The organism is Kibdelosporangium persicum (genome assembly GCF_013280595.1).
GTDB classification, from domain to species: Bacteria; Actinomycetota; Actinomycetes; order Mycobacteriales; family Pseudonocardiaceae; genus Kibdelosporangium; species Kibdelosporangium persicum.
Map to the genome: position 1 here is coordinate 76,476 of NZ_JAAATY010000016.1, position 18,938 is coordinate 95,413.

Annotated in this window: 22 protein-coding genes; 14 read left to right on the top strand and 8 right to left on the bottom strand. The window is 68.4% G+C overall.

The window, feature by feature from the left end; all coding sequences use genetic code 11:
- Window positions 1-19: 19 nt before the first annotated feature.
- The 4 genes from GC106_RS26415 to GC106_RS26430 are packed head-to-tail and all read left to right on the top strand — an operon-like array spanning window position 20 to window position 2,818.
- On the top strand, window positions 20-331 hold the full coding sequence (locus GC106_RS26415; RefSeq protein WP_173136089.1) for an ArsR/SmtB family transcription factor: 312 nt from the start codon (window positions 20-22) through the stop codon (window positions 329-331).
- A complete protein-coding gene (locus GC106_RS26420; protein WP_173136091.1) occupies window positions 328-834 on the top strand; it encodes an SRPBCC family protein in 507 nt (168 codons plus the stop codon). The genes GC106_RS26415 and GC106_RS26420 overlap by 4 nt, the downstream gene beginning before the upstream one ends.
- Before the next feature lie 32 nt (window positions 835-866).
- The gene (locus GC106_RS26425; protein WP_173136093.1) at window positions 867-2,306 is read left to right on the top strand and encodes an AlkA N-terminal domain-containing protein; all 1,440 of its coding nucleotides are present in this window, start codon (window positions 867-869) and stop codon (window positions 2,304-2,306) included.
- Window positions 2,303-2,818, top strand: a complete 516-nt coding sequence (locus tag GC106_RS26430) for a methylated-DNA--[protein]-cysteine S-methyltransferase (protein WP_173136095.1) — start codon at window positions 2,303-2,305, stop codon at window positions 2,816-2,818. Before GC106_RS26425 ends, GC106_RS26430 begins: the two co-directional genes overlap by 4 nt.
- A 75-nt stretch (window positions 2,819-2,893) precedes the next feature.
- On the opposite strand, the gene GC106_RS26435 is transcribed toward GC106_RS26430, so the two are convergent.
- From GC106_RS26435 to GC106_RS26450, 4 genes are all read right to left on the bottom strand, one after another.
- Complete coding sequence (locus tag GC106_RS26435; RefSeq protein WP_173136097.1) at window positions 2,894-3,085, bottom strand: DUF397 domain-containing protein; 192 nt, start codon at window positions 3,083-3,085, stop codon at window positions 2,894-2,896.
- A gap of 21 nt (window positions 3,086-3,106) precedes the next feature.
- A complete protein-coding gene (locus GC106_RS26440) occupies window positions 3,107-3,802 on the bottom strand; it encodes a DUF5753 domain-containing protein (RefSeq protein WP_173136099.1) in 696 nt (231 codons plus the stop codon).
- A 797-nt stretch (window positions 3,803-4,599) separates the two neighbouring features.
- Window positions 4,600-7,557: an AAA family ATPase gene (locus tag GC106_RS26445; RefSeq protein ID WP_173136101.1), complete on the bottom strand. Its 2,958-nt coding sequence runs from the start codon at window positions 7,555-7,557 to the stop codon at window positions 4,600-4,602.
- A complete protein-coding gene (locus GC106_RS26450; RefSeq protein WP_173136103.1) occupies window positions 7,554-8,705 on the bottom strand; it encodes an exonuclease SbcCD subunit D in 1,152 nt (383 codons plus the stop codon). Before GC106_RS26450 ends, GC106_RS26445 begins: the two co-directional genes overlap by 4 nt.
- Window positions 8,706-9,380: 675 nt before the next feature.
- Here GC106_RS26450 and rmuC point away from each other — a divergent pair.
- Both rmuC and GC106_RS26460 read left to right on the top strand, forming a co-directional pair.
- A complete protein-coding gene (gene rmuC / locus GC106_RS26455) occupies window positions 9,381-10,316 on the top strand; it encodes a DNA recombination protein RmuC (RefSeq protein ID WP_312872861.1) in 936 nt (311 codons plus the stop codon).
- A gap of 160 nt (window positions 10,317-10,476) precedes the next feature.
- A complete protein-coding gene (locus tag GC106_RS26460) occupies window positions 10,477-11,313 on the top strand; it encodes a DUF6542 domain-containing protein (protein ID WP_173136104.1) in 837 nt (278 codons plus the stop codon).
- A 54-nt stretch (window positions 11,314-11,367) separates the two neighbouring features.
- On the opposite strand, the gene GC106_RS26465 is transcribed toward GC106_RS26460, so the two are convergent.
- Complete coding sequence (locus GC106_RS26465) at window positions 11,368-12,324, bottom strand: 4-hydroxy-3-methylbut-2-enyl diphosphate reductase (protein ID WP_173136106.1); 957 nt, start codon at window positions 12,322-12,324, stop codon at window positions 11,368-11,370.
- A gap of 79 nt (window positions 12,325-12,403) precedes the next feature.
- On the opposite strand from GC106_RS26465, the gene GC106_RS26470 reads away from it, so the two are divergent.
- From GC106_RS26470 to GC106_RS26485, 4 genes are read left to right on the top strand one after another with little or no spacing between them, the layout of a single operon-like run.
- Window positions 12,404-12,955: a lipid droplet-associated protein gene (locus tag GC106_RS26470; RefSeq protein WP_173136108.1), complete on the top strand. Its 552-nt coding sequence runs from the start codon at window positions 12,404-12,406 to the stop codon at window positions 12,953-12,955.
- Entirely contained in the window at window positions 12,952-14,217 is a 1,266-nt protein-coding gene (xseA, locus tag GC106_RS26475) for an exodeoxyribonuclease VII large subunit (protein ID WP_173136110.1), read from the top strand. Before GC106_RS26470 ends, xseA begins: the two co-directional genes overlap by 4 nt.
- Window positions 14,207-14,599 (top strand): sugar ABC transporter substrate-binding protein, encoded by a 393-nt coding sequence (locus GC106_RS26480; RefSeq protein ID WP_312872863.1) that lies wholly within the window; start codon window positions 14,207-14,209, stop codon window positions 14,597-14,599. Before xseA ends, GC106_RS26480 begins: the two co-directional genes overlap by 11 nt.
- Entirely contained in the window at window positions 14,596-14,808 is a 213-nt protein-coding gene (locus tag GC106_RS26485; protein WP_173136112.1) for an exodeoxyribonuclease VII small subunit, read from the top strand. The genes GC106_RS26480 and GC106_RS26485 overlap by 4 nt, the downstream gene beginning before the upstream one ends.
- An 18-nt stretch (window positions 14,809-14,826) precedes the next feature.
- Here GC106_RS26485 and GC106_RS26490 read toward each other — a convergent pair whose 3' ends face one another.
- A complete protein-coding gene (locus GC106_RS26490) occupies window positions 14,827-15,411 on the bottom strand; it encodes a DUF4245 domain-containing protein (RefSeq protein ID WP_173136114.1) in 585 nt (194 codons plus the stop codon).
- 98 nt (window positions 15,412-15,509) lie between these two features.
- Between GC106_RS26490 and glpX the strand changes: the two genes are divergently transcribed.
- Complete coding sequence (gene glpX / locus GC106_RS26495) at window positions 15,510-16,562, top strand: class II fructose-bisphosphatase (protein ID WP_173136116.1); 1,053 nt, start codon at window positions 15,510-15,512, stop codon at window positions 16,560-16,562.
- Window positions 16,563-16,762: 200 nt separating this feature from the next.
- On the opposite strand, the gene GC106_RS49445 is transcribed toward glpX, so the two are convergent.
- Complete coding sequence (locus tag GC106_RS49445; protein ID WP_312872864.1) at window positions 16,763-17,116, bottom strand: hypothetical protein; 354 nt, start codon at window positions 17,114-17,116, stop codon at window positions 16,763-16,765.
- A gap of 16 nt (window positions 17,117-17,132) precedes the next feature.
- Here GC106_RS49445 and GC106_RS49450 point away from each other — a divergent pair, with 16 nt between their 5' ends.
- Complete coding sequence (locus GC106_RS49450; protein WP_312872865.1) at window positions 17,133-17,420, top strand: L,D-transpeptidase family protein; 288 nt, start codon at window positions 17,133-17,135, stop codon at window positions 17,418-17,420.
- Window positions 17,421-17,643: 223 nt separating this feature from the next.
- Window positions 17,644-18,006 carry a L,D-transpeptidase gene (locus tag GC106_RS48095; RefSeq protein WP_312872866.1) on the top strand — a complete coding sequence of 121 codons (363 nt, stop codon included), beginning with the start codon at window positions 17,644-17,646 and terminating at the stop codon, window positions 18,004-18,006.
- Here the strand turns inward: GC106_RS48095 and GC106_RS26510 are convergent.
- Entirely contained in the window at window positions 18,003-18,422 is a 420-nt protein-coding gene (locus GC106_RS26510; RefSeq protein WP_173136122.1) for a PPOX class F420-dependent oxidoreductase, read from the bottom strand. The two genes, GC106_RS48095 and GC106_RS26510, sit on opposite strands and share 4 nt — an antisense overlap.
- Before the next feature lie 42 nt (window positions 18,423-18,464).
- Between GC106_RS26510 and GC106_RS26515 the strand changes: the two genes are divergently transcribed.
- Window positions 18,465-18,932 carry a MarR family winged helix-turn-helix transcriptional regulator gene (locus tag GC106_RS26515; protein ID WP_173136124.1) on the top strand — a complete coding sequence of 156 codons (468 nt, stop codon included), beginning with the start codon at window positions 18,465-18,467 and terminating at the stop codon, window positions 18,930-18,932.
- The last annotated feature ends 6 nt before the right edge of the window (window positions 18,933-18,938 follow it).

Here is an 18,938-nt window from a genome sequence, read left to right on the forward strand (position 1 = left end):
TACTTGTTATCTTCCCTGCGTGGACGTGTTCGAGGCGATCGCCGAGCCCAACCGGCGAACACTGCTTGATCTGCTGGCGAGCGGCGAGCGCTCGGCGGGCGAACTGGTCGCCACGCTGCCGCACCTGACCCAGCCCGCGGTGTCCCGGCACCTGCGGATCCTGCGCGAGGTCGGCCTGGTCGAAGTCCGCCCGGACGCCCAGCGCCGCATCTACGCCCTGCGCGCGGACGGCCTGGTGGAGATCGACCGCTGGGTCAGCAGGTACCGGCGCTACTGGGCCGATCATCTCGACGCACTGCACCAGCATCTGACCAACCAGGAGGACACGTGACCGACCGGCTCGGAACACTGACCAGCGACGGCGAGCATGCCGTCATGACGTTCGTACGGCGCCTGCCGTACCCGATCGAGCGAGTGTGGGCCGCCATCACCGACCCCGCGCAACGCGCCGCCTGGTTCGGCGAGACCACGATCGAGAACGGCACCATCGAGATGATGCCTTCGGGCACGCCCGCGCCACCCGAGATGAAGCGGATGACGGGTCGTATCCTCGCCTGGGAGCCGCCTCGGCTGCTCGAACACGAATGGCACCAAGGAATCGTCGAAGCGGGTGTGGTCCGCTACGAACTGGCCCCGGACGGCGGCGAAACGGTCCTGACCTTCACGCATCGCGGACTGAGCATGCGCAACGCGCAGGGCTTCCTGCCTGGCACGCACGCGTTTTTCGACCGTCTCGAAGCACAGCTCGCCGGCGAGGAGCTGCCACGATGGACCGAGCGCTACGCGGAAGTCGCCCCGGCGTACCCGCCCACGGCCATGTCTGATTCCCGCTAGTTCCGGACCGTCGGCGGACGTACGGTCATTACATGTTCGTCGACACGGAGCGCGGATACCGCGCCGTCGCCTCCCGGGATCCACGGTTCGACGGCCAGTTCATCCTGGCGGTCCGCACCACCGGGATCTACTGCAGGCCGTCGTGCCCGGCGACCACGCCCAAGCGCCGCAACGTCGAGTTCTACGCGACCGCGGCAGCGGCTCAGGCAGCCGGATACCGCGCGTGCCGCCGTTGCCTGCCCGACGCGGTCCCCGGCTCACCGGAGTGGAATTTGCGTGCTGACCTGGCCGGACGCGCGATGCGGTTGATCTCGGACGGCATCGTGGAACGGGAGGGCGTCCCCGGTCTGGCCACGCGGCTGGGCTACTCGGAGCGCCACGTCACCCGGATGCTCACCGCCGAACTGGGCGCGAGTCCGTTGGCGTTGGCCAGGGCGCATCGGGCCCATTCAGCACGGCTGTTGATCGAGACCACAACGCTGCCGTTCGCCGATGTGGCGTTCGCGGCCGGGTTCGCCAGCATCCGGCAGTTCAACGACACGATCCGCGCCGTGTTCGCGGCAACGCCGACACAGCTGCGCATCGGGGCGAAGCGACACCGTCCACTGTCGACAGCGGGCAAGGTCAACCTGCGTCTGGCGTTCCGCAAACCCTTCGACGGCACGGGCATTCTCGACTTCCTGAAAGCACGCGCCGTCAAGGGAGTGGAGGAGGTCGACGGCTCGTACGCCCGCACCCTCCGCTTGCCGCACGGTACCGGCACAGCCCGGCTCTTCCCTGCCGAGGACCACATCGACTGCACGCTTCGCTTGTCGGACATGCGAGATCTCGGCAGCGCGGTGTCCCGGCTACGCCGGCTGTTCGATTTGGACGCCGACCCGTGCGCGGTGGACGAGCTGTTGTCCACCGACCCGGCACTGGCGCCATCAGTGCTGAAAACGCCTGGTATCCGCGTTCCCGGCAGCGTGAACGGCCCGGAGATCGTGCTGCGCGCCCTGATCGGCCAGCAGATCACGGTCGCGGCCGCCCGCACGGCACTCAGCCGTCTCACCGAAGCCCTCGGTGAGCGTCTCGAAGTGCCGGACGGCACCCTGACCACCTTGTTCCCCACGCCTGAGGCGATCGCGGACCACGGCGCCGAAGTGCTGACCGGTCCCCGCAAGCGGATCGACACGATCGTCGCGGTCAGCGCGGCGATCGCGTCCGGCGACCTCGACGTGCACGTGGGCGCCGACCCGGACGAGCTCACGGCGTCGCTGGAGAAGTTCAGCGGCATCGGTCCGTGGACGTCCGGGTACGTGAAGATGCGCGTGCTCGGGTCGCCTGACATCCTGCTCCCCGGTGATGTGGCGCTGCGCAAGGGAGCCGCGAGCCTGGGAATCACCGACCTCGCCACCCGGTCCGCGGCGTGGGCGCCGTGGCGCTCCTACGCGGGCATGCACCTCTGGCGAGCAGACTCGAGGGAATCATGACTTCATACTCCACAGTAGACACGCCGATCGGGCCGTTCACCGCGGTCGTCCGGGACGACGAGGTGATCGCGTCCGGCTGGACGGCCGACGTCAACGACCTCGTCGGCCTGATCCACCCGTCCCTCCGGCCGGCCGAGGTCTCCCAGCGCCCCGACCTCGGCCGCGTCACGCGGGCCGTGCGGGCATACCACGAGGGTGACGTGCAGGCGATCGAGGACGTCCCGGTCAACCAGCGATCCGGCGAGTTCATCCAGCACGCCTGGAAGGTGCTCCGAACCGTGCCCGCCGGTTCTCCCGTCACGTACGCGCAGTTCGCCGACCTGGCCGGCCGTCCGGCCGCAGTCCGGGCCGCGGCGAGCGCCTGTGCCCGTAACCCTGTCGCGCTTTTCGTGCCGTGTCACCGAGTTCTGCGGACCGACGGCAGCATCGGCGGCTTCCGCTGGGGCCTGACGGTCAAGCAGTGGCTGCTCACCCACGAAGATGCCACACCCATCCGGGAACCAGAGAGTTAAAAGTTCCGTGGCGTTGCCCTGGTGACGGACTGTGCCCCCAAAACCATGCAATTGGGGGCACATGTCGTCAACTCGTCATGGACGTGTCAGAGCCCCACTGTGGACAGCGTTCACGAACGCCCTTACGTCGACGCAGATGGGCTCGCTTGGGTTCTTGGTGTCCGGAACAGCCCACAGATCGCCGCAGACCTCAACACAGTCACCACCGCCCTCTTGTCCACCGCTGCGCGATGACTTCTTCCATGTCCCCGTCGCCGGTCGGCCCATCTCGGCACCGCCTCTCAGTCATCATTTGCCCGAGTCCAACTCCGCTGCCAGCCTAATGAGCAACTCCGCCGAGTGGCCGGGAGACAGGGCCAAGCTCAAGAGCCGCCGCCACATCCACGTGTAGCGGTCCATCTCATCGGGCCCATCCGGGTAAACGGCACCGCCGTACAGCTCGACGTAGATGGTGGCATCACCCAGTTCTCCCGGAAAATGCAACAGATTGAACGCGGTGATCATCGCTGGATGCGCGCCCGCGGCGAACGGTACGACTCGAACGGTGACGTTCTCGCGCCCGGCGAGTTCGACCAAGTGCAGCAATTGCCTGCGCATCACGTCGGGGCCACCGACGACACGTCGCACAGCGGCCTCATCGATCATCGCGATCATCTTCGGCGGGTTGTCCCCGACAAGACGCTCTTGCCGGCGCCTCCGGATTTCCAGCTCGCGCCGCAACCCAACCGGGTCGACCTTCGGACGAGCGCCCACTATCATCGCCCGCGTATACGCTTCCGTCTGCAACAGGCCCGGGACGCATAGGGTTTGATACGTCCAAATCTCGTTGGCGTCGGTCTCCTCACCGAGATACCTCGTGAACCAGTTGGCAACCTGGGCGCTGTACTCGACAAGCCAACCACGGTCTTCGGACTCTTCGGCCAGTCGTACCAAGTGATCGAGAAGTGGTTGACCAACGCCATACGCGTAGCACAGCAAACGCACCGTTTTGCCGTGATCGCCTGTTCGGCACGTTCCACGCGGCTGATGGTCGCCGTGCTCAACCCCGAGCGTTCGCTGGCTTTCTTCAGCGTGTCGCAGTCAGCTGCCAGCCGAAGTTCCCTCAGCTGTCTGCCGAGCTGGCGGCGCCGAATCGCAGGGCCGAGTTCGTCATCGGACAAGCAGGACTCCTTGGGTCATAGGTAGGTGACAGTTTGCCCACCGAACGCGAGGCCCTCTGCGAGCGATCGCCCAACCGTGTTATGTCGGCATGTACGTTTCACGGTGTGATTTACATACACCGGCGAAGCGGTCGCCGGGCCCGCTCCGCCGACTCCCATGCCCGGGTCCGCTCGGTGGAGCCGGGTGGAAATCAGACATGAAGCGCGTCAATCGGCTTTCGATTGCGAGCCGAGGTGCGCGGGCGGTCCGCGCACCATCGGAGCAGAAGATTCCCGTGCCATGTCCATGTCTGGTTGACCGCACACCGCCACCTGCATGTCCGTTCACGAGAACACGAGGAGGTCGACAATGTCTGATGTCAGCGAGCGCACGGCCGCGATTGTCGCGGCGCAGGCTCCGCGTTTGTTCGCCGCTGTTGTCACGAAGCCGGGTAGCGACGCCGAAGTCATCGGCTGGGGTATGGAGTTCGACGGCAGTGCGTACATGATCACTGCCGAGGGCCGGAATCAGTACTTCCTTGCCGAAGCCGAGAACGCGCTCATGTACGTGCGTTGCGGACCGGAAAGCACTCCCGATCTCGTGTGGGTCACCCCATCTTCAGCGAGGTATGCACCGTCGTCCTACGCGATCACTTCGAGGCTGGATCCGGTGCGGGCCTTGCGAACCCGCAACCGCACCGGAATCCGCTGCCGCAATTCCTCCACATGCGACACCAGCCCGACAACACGCCCGCCTGCCCGTAGTTCGTCCAAAGTGTCCATGACCTCGTCGAGCGTGTCGGCGTCCAGAGTGCCGAAACCCTCGTCCACGAACAGGGTGTCGAGCAGGGCGCCACCGGTCTCGGCGGCCACGACGTCGGCGAGTCCCAATGCCAGAGCCAGCGAAGCCAGGAACGACTCGCCGCCCGAGAGTGTCTTGGCGGGCCTGATCTTGCCCGAATAGTCGTCCAGGACATCCAGGCCGAGGCCGCCTCGTGTCCCGTGTGAGCCGCGGGCGTCGGAGTGCACGAACGAATAGCGCCCCTGGCTCATCCGGTTCAGCCGCGCCGAAGCGGCGACCGCGACCTCCTCCAACCGGGCAGCCAGAACGTAGGACCGCAAGGACATCCGGCGCGAGTTCTGCCCACGCCCGTTCACCACCTCGGTCAACGCCGCAAACTCGGTATATTCCGCTTCCACAGGCTCCAGAGCCGCCCATTCGGCCCGCAACCGTGCCGCCAACGCCTTGACGTCGGCCGAACGCCGCTCTGCCTCACGCAGCACCGCCACCGCGGCATCCGCGACTTCCCGGGCCTGCGCCAGCGAAGCAGCCATGCTGTCCAGGTCCACGTCGGCCGAGGGGTCGACGCCGGCCAGATCGGGCTCCGCGAGCACGGCCTTGGCCCCGGCGGCACGGTTGTCCAGCGAGCTGATCATCCGGTCGAGGTCGGCCAGCCGAAGCTCGTCCCGTGCCGCTTCCAGAGCGTCCGCGACCTCGGCGAAGCCCGCGGAGATGGCGGCCTCGTGCACCTCGGTCTGCTGAGCCGTCAACCGGCGCGACAGTTGCTCACGCTGCCCACGCGCGCGCAGCAACTCCGTCACGGCCGCGGCGGACAGCAACACGTGCTCACGGCGAACTCGAACGTCGGAGTACTCACCCCGCGCCGGATCGAGTCGTTTCTGCCGCATTTCCACGGTTTTGCCGAGCTGTTCGCGTTCCGTGCGCAGGCTGGCGAGCTCCTGCTTGGCGGCCGACAGCTCGGCCGAGATCGTCGCGGACCGCCGCTCCAGCTCCTCCACGTGCTCACGTTGCTCCTCGCGGCGCGCGGCCAGCGCTGCCGTCTCGGCAAGCAGTTTGTCCACTTCGGACAGATCGATGGGATCGTCGTTCTCGGCCAGCCGTTCCTGCAACGCGGTCAGGTCCGCGATCGCCGCGTGGTGCGCGCGTTCCGCGTTGGCCCGGTCGATCTGGGCTTCCTGTTCGACCGCGACGGCCGCGGCCTCCTCGGCTTCGCTGACCGCTCCCGGAACCAGTTGCGCGGGCGCCGGATGTTCGGTCGATCCGCACACCGGGCACGCGTCTCCGGCGGCGAGCCTGCTGGCGAGTTCGGCCGCCATTCCGTCGAGGCGCCGGGCGCGGATCGTCAGCGAGTGGTCGCGGGCCTGCTGGTGTGCGTCGATCGCCTTGCTGAGCACGGCTTCCGCGCTCTTGACCTTCTCCTCCGCGTCCCCGAGCCGCTGCCGCAGACGGACCCGCTCGGTCAACTCCGCCTTCTTGGCCCGCAGACCGTCCAGCCGGGCCGCCGCCTCGCTGGCCAGCAGCAGTTCCTCGGACGCGGCCTTGAGCTTCTCCGGCAACGCCACCAGGTCGGCTTCCAGACCGGTGACCTTCTCCTCGGCCGCCCAGCCGTCGTTGATCAGCTTGGTCAGCCGCAGCTTCGCCTTCTTCTGCTGCTTGGCGTCCTCCAGCAGTTGCGCGAGCCCGCCCGCCTCCTCGGTCAGCCGGGCCGCTTCCGTGCGCAGGAAGGCCTCATCCGCGTCGACCCGGTGGAATCCCGCTTTCCGGGCCGCCGCGATCGCTTCCTGTTCGGCGCGCTCGGCGTGGTCGAGTTCGACGCGCAACTGGGCGGCGCCACGGTTGGCCACCACGACCGGCACGGCGCGCCTGGCCTTGGCCCGTTCGGCGATCCACTCCTGTTGCTGCGGCTGCATTCGCTCGCACTCGGCCAGCTCGGCCATGGCGGTGCGCAACCTGCGGACCCGGTCGGCGAGCTCCCGTGCCCTGGTCATCTCCTGCTCGGCCGTGCTCGCCGCGACCCCGGCGAGTTTCGCCTTGTCCCGAGCCTGTGCCTCGGCCTCACCGAGCCGCGAGGTCATCAGGTCGAGCCATTCCCCGTCCGCCGAGTGGTCCTCCGGCGGTTCCTCACCCGCCGCCTGCGCGACCCGCGCCACCAGCCGCATCACGCCCGCGCGACGGGCTTCCAGGTCACGGAAGCGTTCCGTGCGACGGTCGCGGAACCATCGCTCGACGTCGGCGAAACGGTAGGTGCTGAACAGCTTTTCGAGCAGCTGCTCGCGCTCCTGCGTGTCGGCACGCAGAAAACGCGCGAACTCGCCCTGCGGCAGCAGCACGACCTGGAAGAACTGCTCGGCGCTCATCCCGAGCAGGCGCTCGACCGTCCGGCTGACCTCGTCGATACGGATCAGGCCGTCCCGGCTGTAGCCGCCCGGCGGGTCGCCCACCCACGTCAGCGAGGCCCTGGCCTGCTGTTTTGTCGTTCCTTCGCCGCGCCTTTTCGGGCGCTCGTACTCCGGTCCGCGCACCAGCCTGAGCCGGTGGCCCTGGACCGTGAGCTCCAGCTTGACCTCGGTCAAGGTGTCGTTGTCCGCGTAGTCACAACGCAGCCGGCGGGCGTCGTTGCGAACACCCGGGACTTTCCCGAACAACGCGAAGGCGATCGCGTCGAGCAAAGTCGTCTTGCCCGCGCCGGTTTCGCCGTGCAGCAGGAACAATCCGTCCGCACCGAGCAAGTCGAAGTCGACCACCTCGGTACCCGGATACGGGCCGAAGGCGGTCACCTCCAAGCTGTGCAGCCTCATCGTTCCTTCTCGCTCTCCGCCGCCGTGACGGTCTCCAGCGCTTCCCGCAGCCAGCCGCTCTCGCGTTCGGTCGGCTCACCGCCGCGTGCGTGCGCGACAAAACAGCAAGCCACGTCGAGATCGTCACGGCCGCGCACGGCTTCGCTGTAGCGCAACGTCTCCCCGCTGCGGCCGCCCGCGGGCTGCCACTCCATGTGCACCGCGTACGGGAACCGTTCTTGTAGACGCCGCAACGCATCCACCGGCCGCACTTGGTCGGTTACCGTGACCGACAGGTAGTGCTCGCGGTATTGCTCGTACACAGGATCGGTGAGCAAATCCTGGATCAGGCCGTCGATCTTGGCCAAGGGCCGTGGGATCGGCAGCATCCGCCGGTCCACCCCGGCGAGGCCCGCCTTGTCGATGTCCACGAGCCAGATCGATTTGTGCTGCCGTGCCTCGGAGAACGAATAGGCCAGCGGGCTGCCCGAGTACCTCAAGTGGTCGGCGAGTTGCTGCGCGCCGTGCAGATGCCCGAGTGCCACGTAGTCGACGCCGTCGAAGGTCGAACCGGGCACCTGCTCGACACCGCCGACCGCGATCGGCCGCTCGGAGTCGCACGCTTCTCCCCCGGTCACGAACGCGTGCGCGAGAACGACGGATCGTGCTTGCCTGGTTTCGAGATCGGCGCGGACGCGGCGCATCGCCTCGCTCAGCACGCCGGTGTGGCCGCGTTCCGCGATGCCCAGCGAGTGCCTGGCGACTTCCGGTTCCAGGTAAGGAATTCCGTACAGCGCGACTTCGCCGTGGTCGTCGCGCAGCAGCACCGGCCGGTCGATGTCCGAGATCCTGGTGCGCAGGTGCAGCCCGCCCGCCGAGGCGAATTCGCCGAGCGCGCCGAGCCTCGGGGCTGAATCGTGGTTGCCTGGCGTGATCACCAACTGGGCGCCCGCTTCCCGAATCCTGCCGAGGACGCGTTCGTACACCTGCACGGCTTCGGCTGACGGGACCGCACGGTCGTAGATGTCGCCCGCGACCACCACGACGTCGACACGCTCGTCGGCGACGACGTCGGCGAGACCGCCGAGCACCGACTCCTGCTCGGTCAGCAGATCCGCGCCGTGGAAGGTCCGCCCCACGTGCCAGTCGGACGTGTGCAGCAACCTCATGCGTCCAAGTTAGGGGGCAGCGCCGACAATCCCCGGCACCACCCCCGGCGTGTCCCCGGCCAAACCCCAAACCCCCTCGTGAGTGTTTGTCCGTGTTCTAACCCGGATAAGTACTCACGAGGGCTGACCTGGGGCGATCCAGCCTTGGCTTGGTCGCGCCGGTCATTTACGCCACGCAACACGCCCGACACCGCCCCCGCCCACCACGGAGACCAGCCACCGAGCGGTGTCGGCAGCGTGGGGCGAGGCGGAACAGCCAACTCCCAGCGACCAAGCCCGTCCGAGCGCGTGATCCAACACGGCTTGGTCGCGCCGGTCATTTACGCCACGCAACACGCCCGACACCGCCCCCGCCCACCACGGAGACCAGCCACTGAGCGGTGTCGGCAGCGTGGGGCGGGGCGGAAATGACCGGCTTCCAGCGACCAAGCCCGTCCGAGCAGAGCGAGGACAATCCAACACGGCTTGGTCGCGCCGGTCATTTACGCCACGCAACACGCCCGACACCGCCCCAACCACCACGGAGACCAGCCACCGAGCGGTGTCGGCAGCGTGGGGCGGGGCGGAAATGACCGGCTCCCGGCGACCAAGCCCGTCCGAGCGAAGCGAGGACAATCCAACACTGTCGGTGGGTCGTGCCAAGCTGTTGCGACCGACGCACGGAAAGGATCTCCAGTGGCTTGGGCAGTGGTTGTTCTGTCCCTGCTGCTCATCGGTGCGGTGCTGGCGCTCTGGAAGCTCTACACCGACGGGATGCGGCGCACTGAGGCTGCGATGCAGCAGCTCGCGGCTGAACGCGCCCGTTACGACGAGCAGCACACGGCGCTACGGCGCTACGAGGTGGCCTTCGCGTCCATCTCGGGCCGTGGCGAACTCGGCGAGCAGGTGCTCGTCGAGACAGCCAGGGCGCTCGGGTTACGGGAGGGCATCCACTTCACGTTGCAGACCGACCTCGCGGGCGGCGGTTCGGCCCGGCCCGACCTGGTGCTGCTCGTCGGTGACGGGCGCCGGGTTCCCGTTGACGCCAAGGCATCCATGGCGATCTGGGCGGAAGCGGTCGAGACGTCCGACGCCGAGGAGCGACTCGACGCGTTGCGGGTGCACGTCCGCAACATCCGGTCCCGCGCCGCGGAACTGGCCGCCAAGGGTTACCAGCGGTGGGCGGACGCGATCTACGGCACGATCATGTTCGTGCCGTCCGACGCGGCCGTCGTCGCGGCGCTGGACACCGACCCGAACCTGTTGCGCTGGTTACTCGACAGACGGGTTTTCCTCTGCGGTCCCACGGGTTTCGCCGTCGTCGCGTCGGGTGCGTTGTTCGCCGCCACCGAGCGTGCGCTCGCCGCCGACGTCGAAGCCGTCCGCGCCACGGCCGCCAACGCCCACCGCACGGCGGGCGCGGCCATCGACGCGGTCAACCTGTCCAGTACCCATCTGCAGCGGTTCCTGTCCGCCCGGCGCCGCGAGCTCGACGCCTTGGAGAGCTTCCGCGCGGCCGTCAGCCCGCTCACCGAGGCTTCGGCAAGCCCGACCCCCATCGCCGAGGTCCGGCGCGCGGACGAGGTCACAACCGGTGTTTCCGAACGTGAGGAGGAAGCAGTCGTCGACTGACCGGCCGGGCACTCCAACACGACGAAGGGGTGACAACCGAGCAAAACAGACATAATCGAAGCGGCAAATGTGGCTGAGATCACCTCTAATGGCCTAAACCAGACGGCTATTGGCGGCTGGTACGACAGCCCTTACCTGCGAGCGTCTACCGTGTGGAAGCGTGACCGCCACGCGCGATCGCGACAGCGATCTTGACATGGACGCGGCAGAGGCCGCCTGGGACGAACGTCCCGTCTTCGGCACCCGTCGCGGGCTGCCTTGGTGGGGTGCCGTTCTGCTGGCACTCCTGTTGACCGCCGCCGGTGCGGTGATCGACAAGGGCAGACTCGTCGACGATCAGCGCCTGACCGAGTTCGGCCTGTACCACGCGCTGTTCCTGGCCGGCTGTGTGCTGGCGGTCCTCGGCGTGCGGCGGCGCAACCTGTTCGGTCCGATGGTGCAGCCGCCGCTGATCTTCGCCGTGACGTTCGTGCTGGTCCAGTTCCTGGCCAGGGACAGCAACGCGGCCGGGGCCGCGGAGTCCGGCAGCCGCAAGCTGATCTTCAACGTCGCCTTGCCGCTGGCCAGTTCGTTCCCGTGGATGGCGGGCGCCACTGTCGCGACGATCGTGCTTGGCGTCATCCGGCTGTTCATGCAGCGCAACCCTGACGGGCGCGCAGCGGGCTCGGACGACCGGTTCGACGACGACGAGCGCCCAGCGCGCCGCCCCCGCGACAAGGACCGTGACTTCGACGACGAGCCACGGCCAGCACGACGGCCGTCCGCGCGTGACGAGGAGCGGCCTCGTCCGCCGAAGGGCGACCGGCCACAGGCACCCCGGCGTGACCAGGCCCCGCCGGTCCGCCGTCCGGCCCGCGACCAGGACCGCCGGGACCGTGCCGACGCTCCGCCGCGCCGTAACCCGCCACGTCCCCGCGACCAGGGCAACGGCGGCGGCAGGCCACGCCCTCCGCAGGGGCAACAGGCGCCGCGACGCCGTCCCCGCGAGGACTACTGACATGAGAAAGGGCCACTCCGGCGAACCGGGTGGCCCTTTCGCCAAGCTCGGCCCTCAGCCGGTCTTGAGGTCCTTGCGCAGTTCCCGCGGCAACGCGAACGCGATCTTCTCGTTGGCCGTGGTGATCTCCTGGACGTCCAGGTAGTCCCGGTCGGCCAGGAACGCCAGCACGTCCATCACGAGGTTGTCCGGCACCGAAGCGCCCGAGGTCACGCCGACCGTCGAGACGCCCGTCAGCCAGGCCTCGTCGATCTGGTGCGCGAAGTCGATCAGGTACGACGCCTTGGCGCCGGCCTGCAGCGCCACCTCGACGAGCCGCTTGGAGTTCGAGGAGTTCTGCGAGCCGACCACGAGCACCAGGTCGCACTCCGGCGCCATCGTCTTCACCGCGTACTGACGGTTCGACGTGGCGTAGCAGATGTCGTCGCTGGGCGGGTCGGACAGCATCGGGAACCGCGCACGCAGCTGGTCGACGCGTTCCATCGTCTCGTCGACCGACAGCGTGGTCTGCGACAGCCAGATCACCTTCGACGGGTCGCGGACCTGCACCTTGGCCGCGTCCTCGGCGGTGTCGACCAGCTGGACGTGGTCGGGCGCCTCACCGGCGGTGCCCTCCACCTCCTCGTGGCCCTCGTGGCCGATCAGCAGGATGTCGTAGTCGTCCCTGGCGAACCGCCTGGCCTCCATGTGCACCTTGGTCACCAGCGGGCAGGTGGCGTCGATGGTGCGCAGGTTGCGCTCCGCCGCCTCCTGGTGCACCTGCGGGGAGACGCCGTGTGCGGAGAACACCACCAGCGCGCCCTCAGGCACCTCGTCGGTCTGGTCGACGAAGATCACGCCGCGCTCCCGCAGCGTCTCCACGACGTGCTTGTTGTGCACGATCTCCTTGCGGACGTAGACCGGCGGTCCGTACTTTTCGAGCGCCTTCTCCACGGTCACCACCGCCCGGTCAACCCCCGCGCAGTACCCGCGTGGCTTGGCAAGCAGTACCCGTTTGGTCGTATCGCTCATGCCACCCAGGGTACGGTGACACCGAGAGTGACCCGTGTCCCAGTTGGGTGAAACAGGTGATCTGCGGCAGGCTATGCGCATGACGTCTTTGCCGCTGCCGTTCCGGGTCGCCGCCGGTCTCGCCGCGACCGCCATCGAGCGCGCGCGTGAGCTGCCGGAAAAGCTCGTCGGGCTGCCGGTAACCGTTGCCAGTCAAGCGATGCAGCTGTCCATGCGGGTGCAGCAGGAGATCACCGCGCTGGCGATCAAGGGTGACGAGGCGCTCGCGTCGTTCCGCCCGGTCGAGGAGACGCCCGAGTGGGCCACCTTCGACGAGGACATCGACGCGTACGACGTCAGCCGTCCCGAGCCGGCCGACGCCGGGACCAACGGCGCCGCGGTGCCCGACCCCTGGGAGATGGAGGAGTCGGCGATCGCGGAGGCCGAGCGGACCCCGCCGCCCGCCGGCGTGCCGAACTACGACGAACTCTCGCTGCCCCAGCTGCGGGCCCGGCTGCGCACCTTCTCCAAGGCCGAGCTCGAGGAACTCCTGCGCTACGAAGAGGCAAACGCCGCGCGGCCGTCCTTCATCGGCATGCTGACCCGGCGTATCGCGTCCGTCGCGGCCGCGTCCCCGCCCGATCAGCAGTGACCGAACAGACATCCGCGGAGCGGCCGTGGCCGGTCCGCACGGTGGCCCGCAAGATCAACGAGTGGATCAGCAGGCTCGGTGCGGTGTGGGTCGAGGGGCAGGTCACCCAGCTGTCCTTGCGGCCCGGCAACCAGACGGCGTTCCTGACGCTGCGCGATCCCGCGGCGGACGTGTCGATGACGGTGACGTGCACGGGCCAGCTGCTGCGTGAGTTCCAGCCGCCGCTGACCGAAGGCGCGCGGGTGATCGTGCACGGCCGTCCGACGTTCTTCATGAACCGCGGCACGCTGAGCCTGCGCGCGGACGAGATCCGGGCGGTCGGCATCGGCGAGTTGCTCGCCCGGATCGAGCGGCTGCGCCGGCTGCTGGCGGCCGAAGGCCTGTTCGAGCGCTCGCGCAAACGGCGGCTGCCGTTCCTGCCGCGCACGGTCGGCCTGATCACCGGCCGGGCCTCGGCGGCCGAGCGCGATGTCCTGGTGAACGCGACGCACCGCTGGCCCGCGGTGGACTTCCGGGTGGAGAACGTTGCGGTACAAGGCGCTCTGGCGGTTCCGCAGATCCTCGAAGCACTGTCCATCCTGGATCGTGACGAGCGGGTGGACGTGATCGTGATCGCCCGCGGCGGCGGCAGTGTCGAGGATCTGCTGCCGTTCTCCGACGAAACCCTGTGCCGCGCGGTCTATGCCTGCCGCACACCGGTGGTCAGCGCGATCGGGCACGAACCGGACACCCCGCTGATCGACCACGTCGCCGATCTTCGGTGCTCGACGCCGACCGACGCCGGGAAGCGCATCGTCCCGGACGTCGCGGAGGAGAGCATGCGCATCCGTACGCTGCGCGACCGGGCCCGCCGGGCACTACACGGGTGGGTGGATCGTGAACGGCGTTTGCTCGACCAGCTGCGCAGCAGGCCGGTTCTCGCCGACCCGCTCAAGCCGCTGGAAAGGCACGCTGAACAGGTACAAGTCGCGCGGGAACGCGGCCGCAGGGAGATCATCTCGCTGGTCAAGGCCGAACAGGCCTCGATTGACGGGACGAAAGCCCGCTTGACGACCCTGGGTCCAGCCGCCACTCTGGCCCGGGGATACGCGGTTGTGCAATTCGTCACTCTGGATGAAAATCTCAGGGTTCTACGGTCGGTGACCGACGCGTCACCCGGCACTCGCCTGCGGGTCCGGGTCGGTGACGGCGCCGTGCACGCGACCGTGTCCGAAGAGCAGGATTCATCCGAGTCGGGGAGGGGAGGCAGCGGTGACGACTAGCCGGGCGACCAGGCCAGCCTTCCTCCCGTCGACGATGACCGCGGCGGCGACCACCGGAGCCGAAGTGGTGCGGCTCCGCGCCGAACAAGCGGACGCGGCCGCCGCGGAGTGCTGGGCGGCCCTGCTGGGCGGCTGTGACTCACCCGGCCGCCGTGCGCTGCCCCAACGGCTGCGCCAACTGGCCGACGCGACCGCCGTCTACGCGGGCTCGGCCTGGTGGTACGGCGACGGGTCCCGGCTACGCAACCGGATCACGCGGGCCCGTGAACGCATCGAGGACGCCGTCGCCGAACGCGACGGCGCGGAATTCGCCGAAGCCTTCATCGGTTATGACGAGGCCGTCGCGATGGCCGTCGCGCGCGTGGGGAGCATGATCAAGTGAGCGACGAACAACTCGGCTACGAGCAGGCGCGCGACGAACTCGCGGACGTCGTGGCCAAACTCGAGGCAGGCGGACTCTCGCTGGAGGAGTCGCTGGCGCTATGGGAGCGCGGCGAGGCGCTGGCGAAGATCTGCGACCGGCACCTGGCCGGTGCCCGTGAACGCGTCGAAGCGGCGCTCGCCGCGGCGGACAAGGACGACAAAGCCTGATCCCGCGACCTGGATCGGTCAGGATCGGGGCACCGGCGTGGCGCTCTGCACGGCGGTCGCGAGGGTGCGGAACTCGTCCTCAGTGCCGCTGCCGGTGATCAACAGGTGCACGCCGTCCACGGGAAGCACCCACGACGGCTCGTCACCCCGGCCGCGGTACTTCGTCCACGTGGTCCCCGAGACGTCGACCGACCCCGTGCTGACTGTGGACACCGAGCCACCGGCCTCGAACGGCACCAGGACGTCGATCGGCGCCTTGGACTGGCTCAGCCGCAAGTACTTGCCGCCGGGCGTGATCCAGCCGACCCGCACCGCGGTCGTCCGCTGCGCGCCTTCGCCGACCGGCATGGTGTTCGAGGAGTTGGACCGCCAGTCCGCCGGCACTCCGGGCACCCGCACGGGATAGTCCACCCGGCGTGCGGCGCTGGTGAGTTCCTTCGACGCGTCGACGGTCGGGGCCGAGCTCGGGTCGACGGTCGGGCCGCTGGGACTGAACTCACATCCCTGCGTCAGCCACACGATCGCACCGATGATCGCGAGCAGGACCACGAGCGACAGCACCATGTCACGCGCGCTTGTCTTGAACCGGGATGGGGCCGACACGCCTCCATCGTCGCAGCCGGCGTCACGCGTCGTTACCGCGGCCCCCGGCCGATCTGCGAGGATCGACGGGTCGCGACGACCAGACCAGGGAGCCGAAGATGACTTCAGCGAATGCCACCAGCAGGCGCGAATTGCCGGACCGCAACCTCGCACTCGAACTGGTCCGGGTCACCGAGGCGGCGGCCATGTCGGCGGGCCGCTGGGTTGGCCGCGGTGACAAGAACGGCGGCGACGGCGCCGCGGTCGACGCCATGCGCAAGCTGATCGGCACTGTGTCCATGAACGGCGTCGTGGTGATCGGCGAGGGCGAGAAGGACGAAGCCCCGATGTTGTTCAACGGCGAGGAAGTCGGCGACGGCAACGGGCCCGCGTGTGACGTCGCGGTCGACCCGATCGACGGGACGACCCTGATGGCCAAGGGGATGCCGAACGCGATCGCTGTTCTGGCGGTGGCCGAGCGCGGCGCGATGTTCGATCCGTCCGCCGTGTTCTACATGGAGAAGATCGCCGTCGGGCCGGAGGCCGCCGACGTGATCGACCTCACCGCGCCGGTCGCCGAGAACATCCGGCGGGTCGCGAAGGCCAAGCACACCGACGTTTCCGACGTCACAGTGTGCATTTTGGACCGTCCGAGGCACGAGCAGCTCGTGACCGAGGTGCGCCGGGCCGGTGCGCGGATCCACTTCATCTCCGACGGTGACGTCGCCGGCGCGATCTCCGCCGCCCGGCCGAACACCGGTGTGGACATGCTGCTGGGAATCGGTGGCACGCCGGAGGGCATCATCGCCGCGTCCGCCCTCAAGTGCATGGGTGGCGCGATTCAGGCCCGGCTGTGGCCGCAGGACGACGCGGAGCGCGAGAAGGCACTCGCCGCGGGCCACGACCTCGACCGTGTGCTGTCCACCGACGACCTGGTCAGCGGTGACAACGTCTTCTTCTGCGCGACCGGGATCACCGACGGCGACCTGCTGCGCGGCGTGCACTACCGGTCCGGCGGCTGCACCACGCAGTCCATCGTGATGCGCTCGAAGTCCGGCACCGTGCGCATGATCGACGGTTTCCACCGGCTGACCAAGCTGCGCGAGTACTCGACGGTCGACTTCGACCCGAAACACTCCGACGACGAGGAAAACCTGCCGCCGCTGCCGTAACGGCCGCTCGATGTGGTGGATCGGCGATGACGGGCCGCCGGGCGAATCATCCGGCGGCCTGATCGCCTGCGGGCGGGCGGAAAGCGTGGTTCGAACGATGCTCCGCGCTCGGGCTCCCGGCGTTCCGGCACCGAGATCCGGTTGAGACCTTTTCCACGCAACCCGGGCGGATCACCAGTCGTCTTTACCGACACAAGGGATCACCGGGCCGAGGGAGAGCCAATGCGGTTACGCAAGCTGATCGTGGGGGCGGCAGTGGCCGCGACAGCCGTGCTCGGCGCCTGTTCGTCACCGACCGAGCAGCCGGTCGGCCTGGCGGCGGGCCAACAGTCGGTGCCCGTCACCACGACCGAGACCACGACGACGGCCCCGTCCACGACGACCCCGACGTCCTCGCCGGAAACCACGACGAGCACGAGGACAAGCACCAGGACCACGACACCGAAGCCGCCGACGACGACCAAGACGACTCCGAAGGCCACGACACCGAAGCCGCAGCCGTCGGCCGAGGCGCCGTGCAGCACCGCGGCGAAGGCGTGCATCAAGTTATCCACCAACCAGTCCTGGCTGATGGACAACGGCAAGGTGGTCTACGGCCCGGTGCCGATCACGCACGGCCGCAAGGGGTACGCGACACCGCCCGGCTCGTTCAAGGTGACGTTCAAGAACAAGAACCACCGCAGCAGCATCTTCAACAACGCCCCGATGCCGTACTCGGTGTTCTTCAACGGCGGCATCGCGTTCCACCAGGGCAGCCTGCGGGAGAAGTCGCACGGCTGCATCCACCTGTCGATGGCCGCGGCGCAGAAGTACTTCGGCGCGCTGTCGGTCGGCGACGTGGTCGAGGTCGTCCGCTAGGTCGTGCAACCAACCTTCCCTCTGCCGCGTGAGTAAGGCTGCACGCGTCAGAGGGAAGGTTTTTTTCATGCGTCTGGTTCTGCTGTGTTCGACGGCGGCTCTGCTGCTCGCGGCCTGTTCCGGCGCGCCGCCGCAGGCTGTTCACGCGCCGCCTCCCCCGCCTTCGGCTCCGTCTTCGACGGCCGCCCCCAGCCCTTCCACGCCGACGCCTGAGCCTCAGCCCGTGGCCGTGCCGTCACCGCCGTGTACGGCTCAGGTCAGGGCGTGTGTGAGCCTGTCGCAGAACCTGGCGTGGTTGGTGAAGGACGGCGTGGTCGAGTACGGCCCCGTTCCGATCACGCACGGCAGGCCGGGCGAGGAGACCCCGGTGGGGACGTTCCAGGTGGCGTGGAAGGACGCGGAGAACACGTCCAGCATCTACCGCACGCCCATGCCGCATTCGGTGTTCTTCGCGGCGGGCGGGATCGCGTTCCACGAGGGATCACTGTCCGAGCAGTCGCACGGCTGCGTGCACCTGTCCCCCGACGCCGCCAAGGTCTTCTTCGACGCGCTGCCAGTCAAGGCGGGTGTGCAGGTGGTGGCTTAGTCCATGGCGAGGCCGTAGATCCGGTCGACCCGGATCCGGACCACGCGGCGTTCGTCCGTGACCATCGCGGCCCGGTACTCGTCCCAGTCCGGGTGTTCGCCCTGGATCGACCGGTACAGCTCCACCAGTTCGTCCGCCGCGGCGTCACCCGGTTCGGTCGCGACGTCCGACAACGTCGCGGTGCCTTCGGCGACCACGTACGTGCCGAAGGTGTCGTTGGTGACGTAGAAGCTCGCGCGCGGGTCGCGCAGCAGGTTCTTGGTCTTGGCGCGGCCGTCGGTGACCGAGATGCGGATGACGCCGTCGGCGAACCGGTAACTGACGTTCGACAGTTGCGGCCTGCCGTCCCGCTTGAGCGTCACGAGCACGCCTTTTGTGCTCGTGGCAAGGAGATCCCTCAGCTTGTCGTCCATCATCGCAACATACATGACATGTCAACAAACGCTACAGTGTCCGGTATGACGCAACCGCGGTGGCTCGACGAGACCGAAGACCGCGCGTGGCGCGGCTACCGGCGGATGTTCCTGCTGCTCAACGCACAGGTGAACCGCGACCTGGCCCGTGACAGCGGCCTGTCGGAACCGGACTACGACGTGCTGTCGGCGTTGTCGGAGGCCAAGAACCACCGCTGCCGGCTGAAGAAGCTGGCCGAACGCATGCTGTGGTCCCAGAGCAGGCTCTCGCACCACGTGACCCGCATGCAGCACCGCGGCCTCGTCACCCGGGAGGACTGCGCGGACGACGCGCGCGGCGCGACGATCGTGCTCACCAAGGCGGGCCGCAGAGCCATCGAGGCCGCGGCGCCCCTGCACGTCGAATCCGTGCGCAGGCACTTCTTCGACCACCTCACCCGCGAGCAGGTCGAAATGCTCGGCGACGCCACCCACGCGGTCGTCAACGCCCTGACCACCCCAAACCCCTCGTGAGTGGTT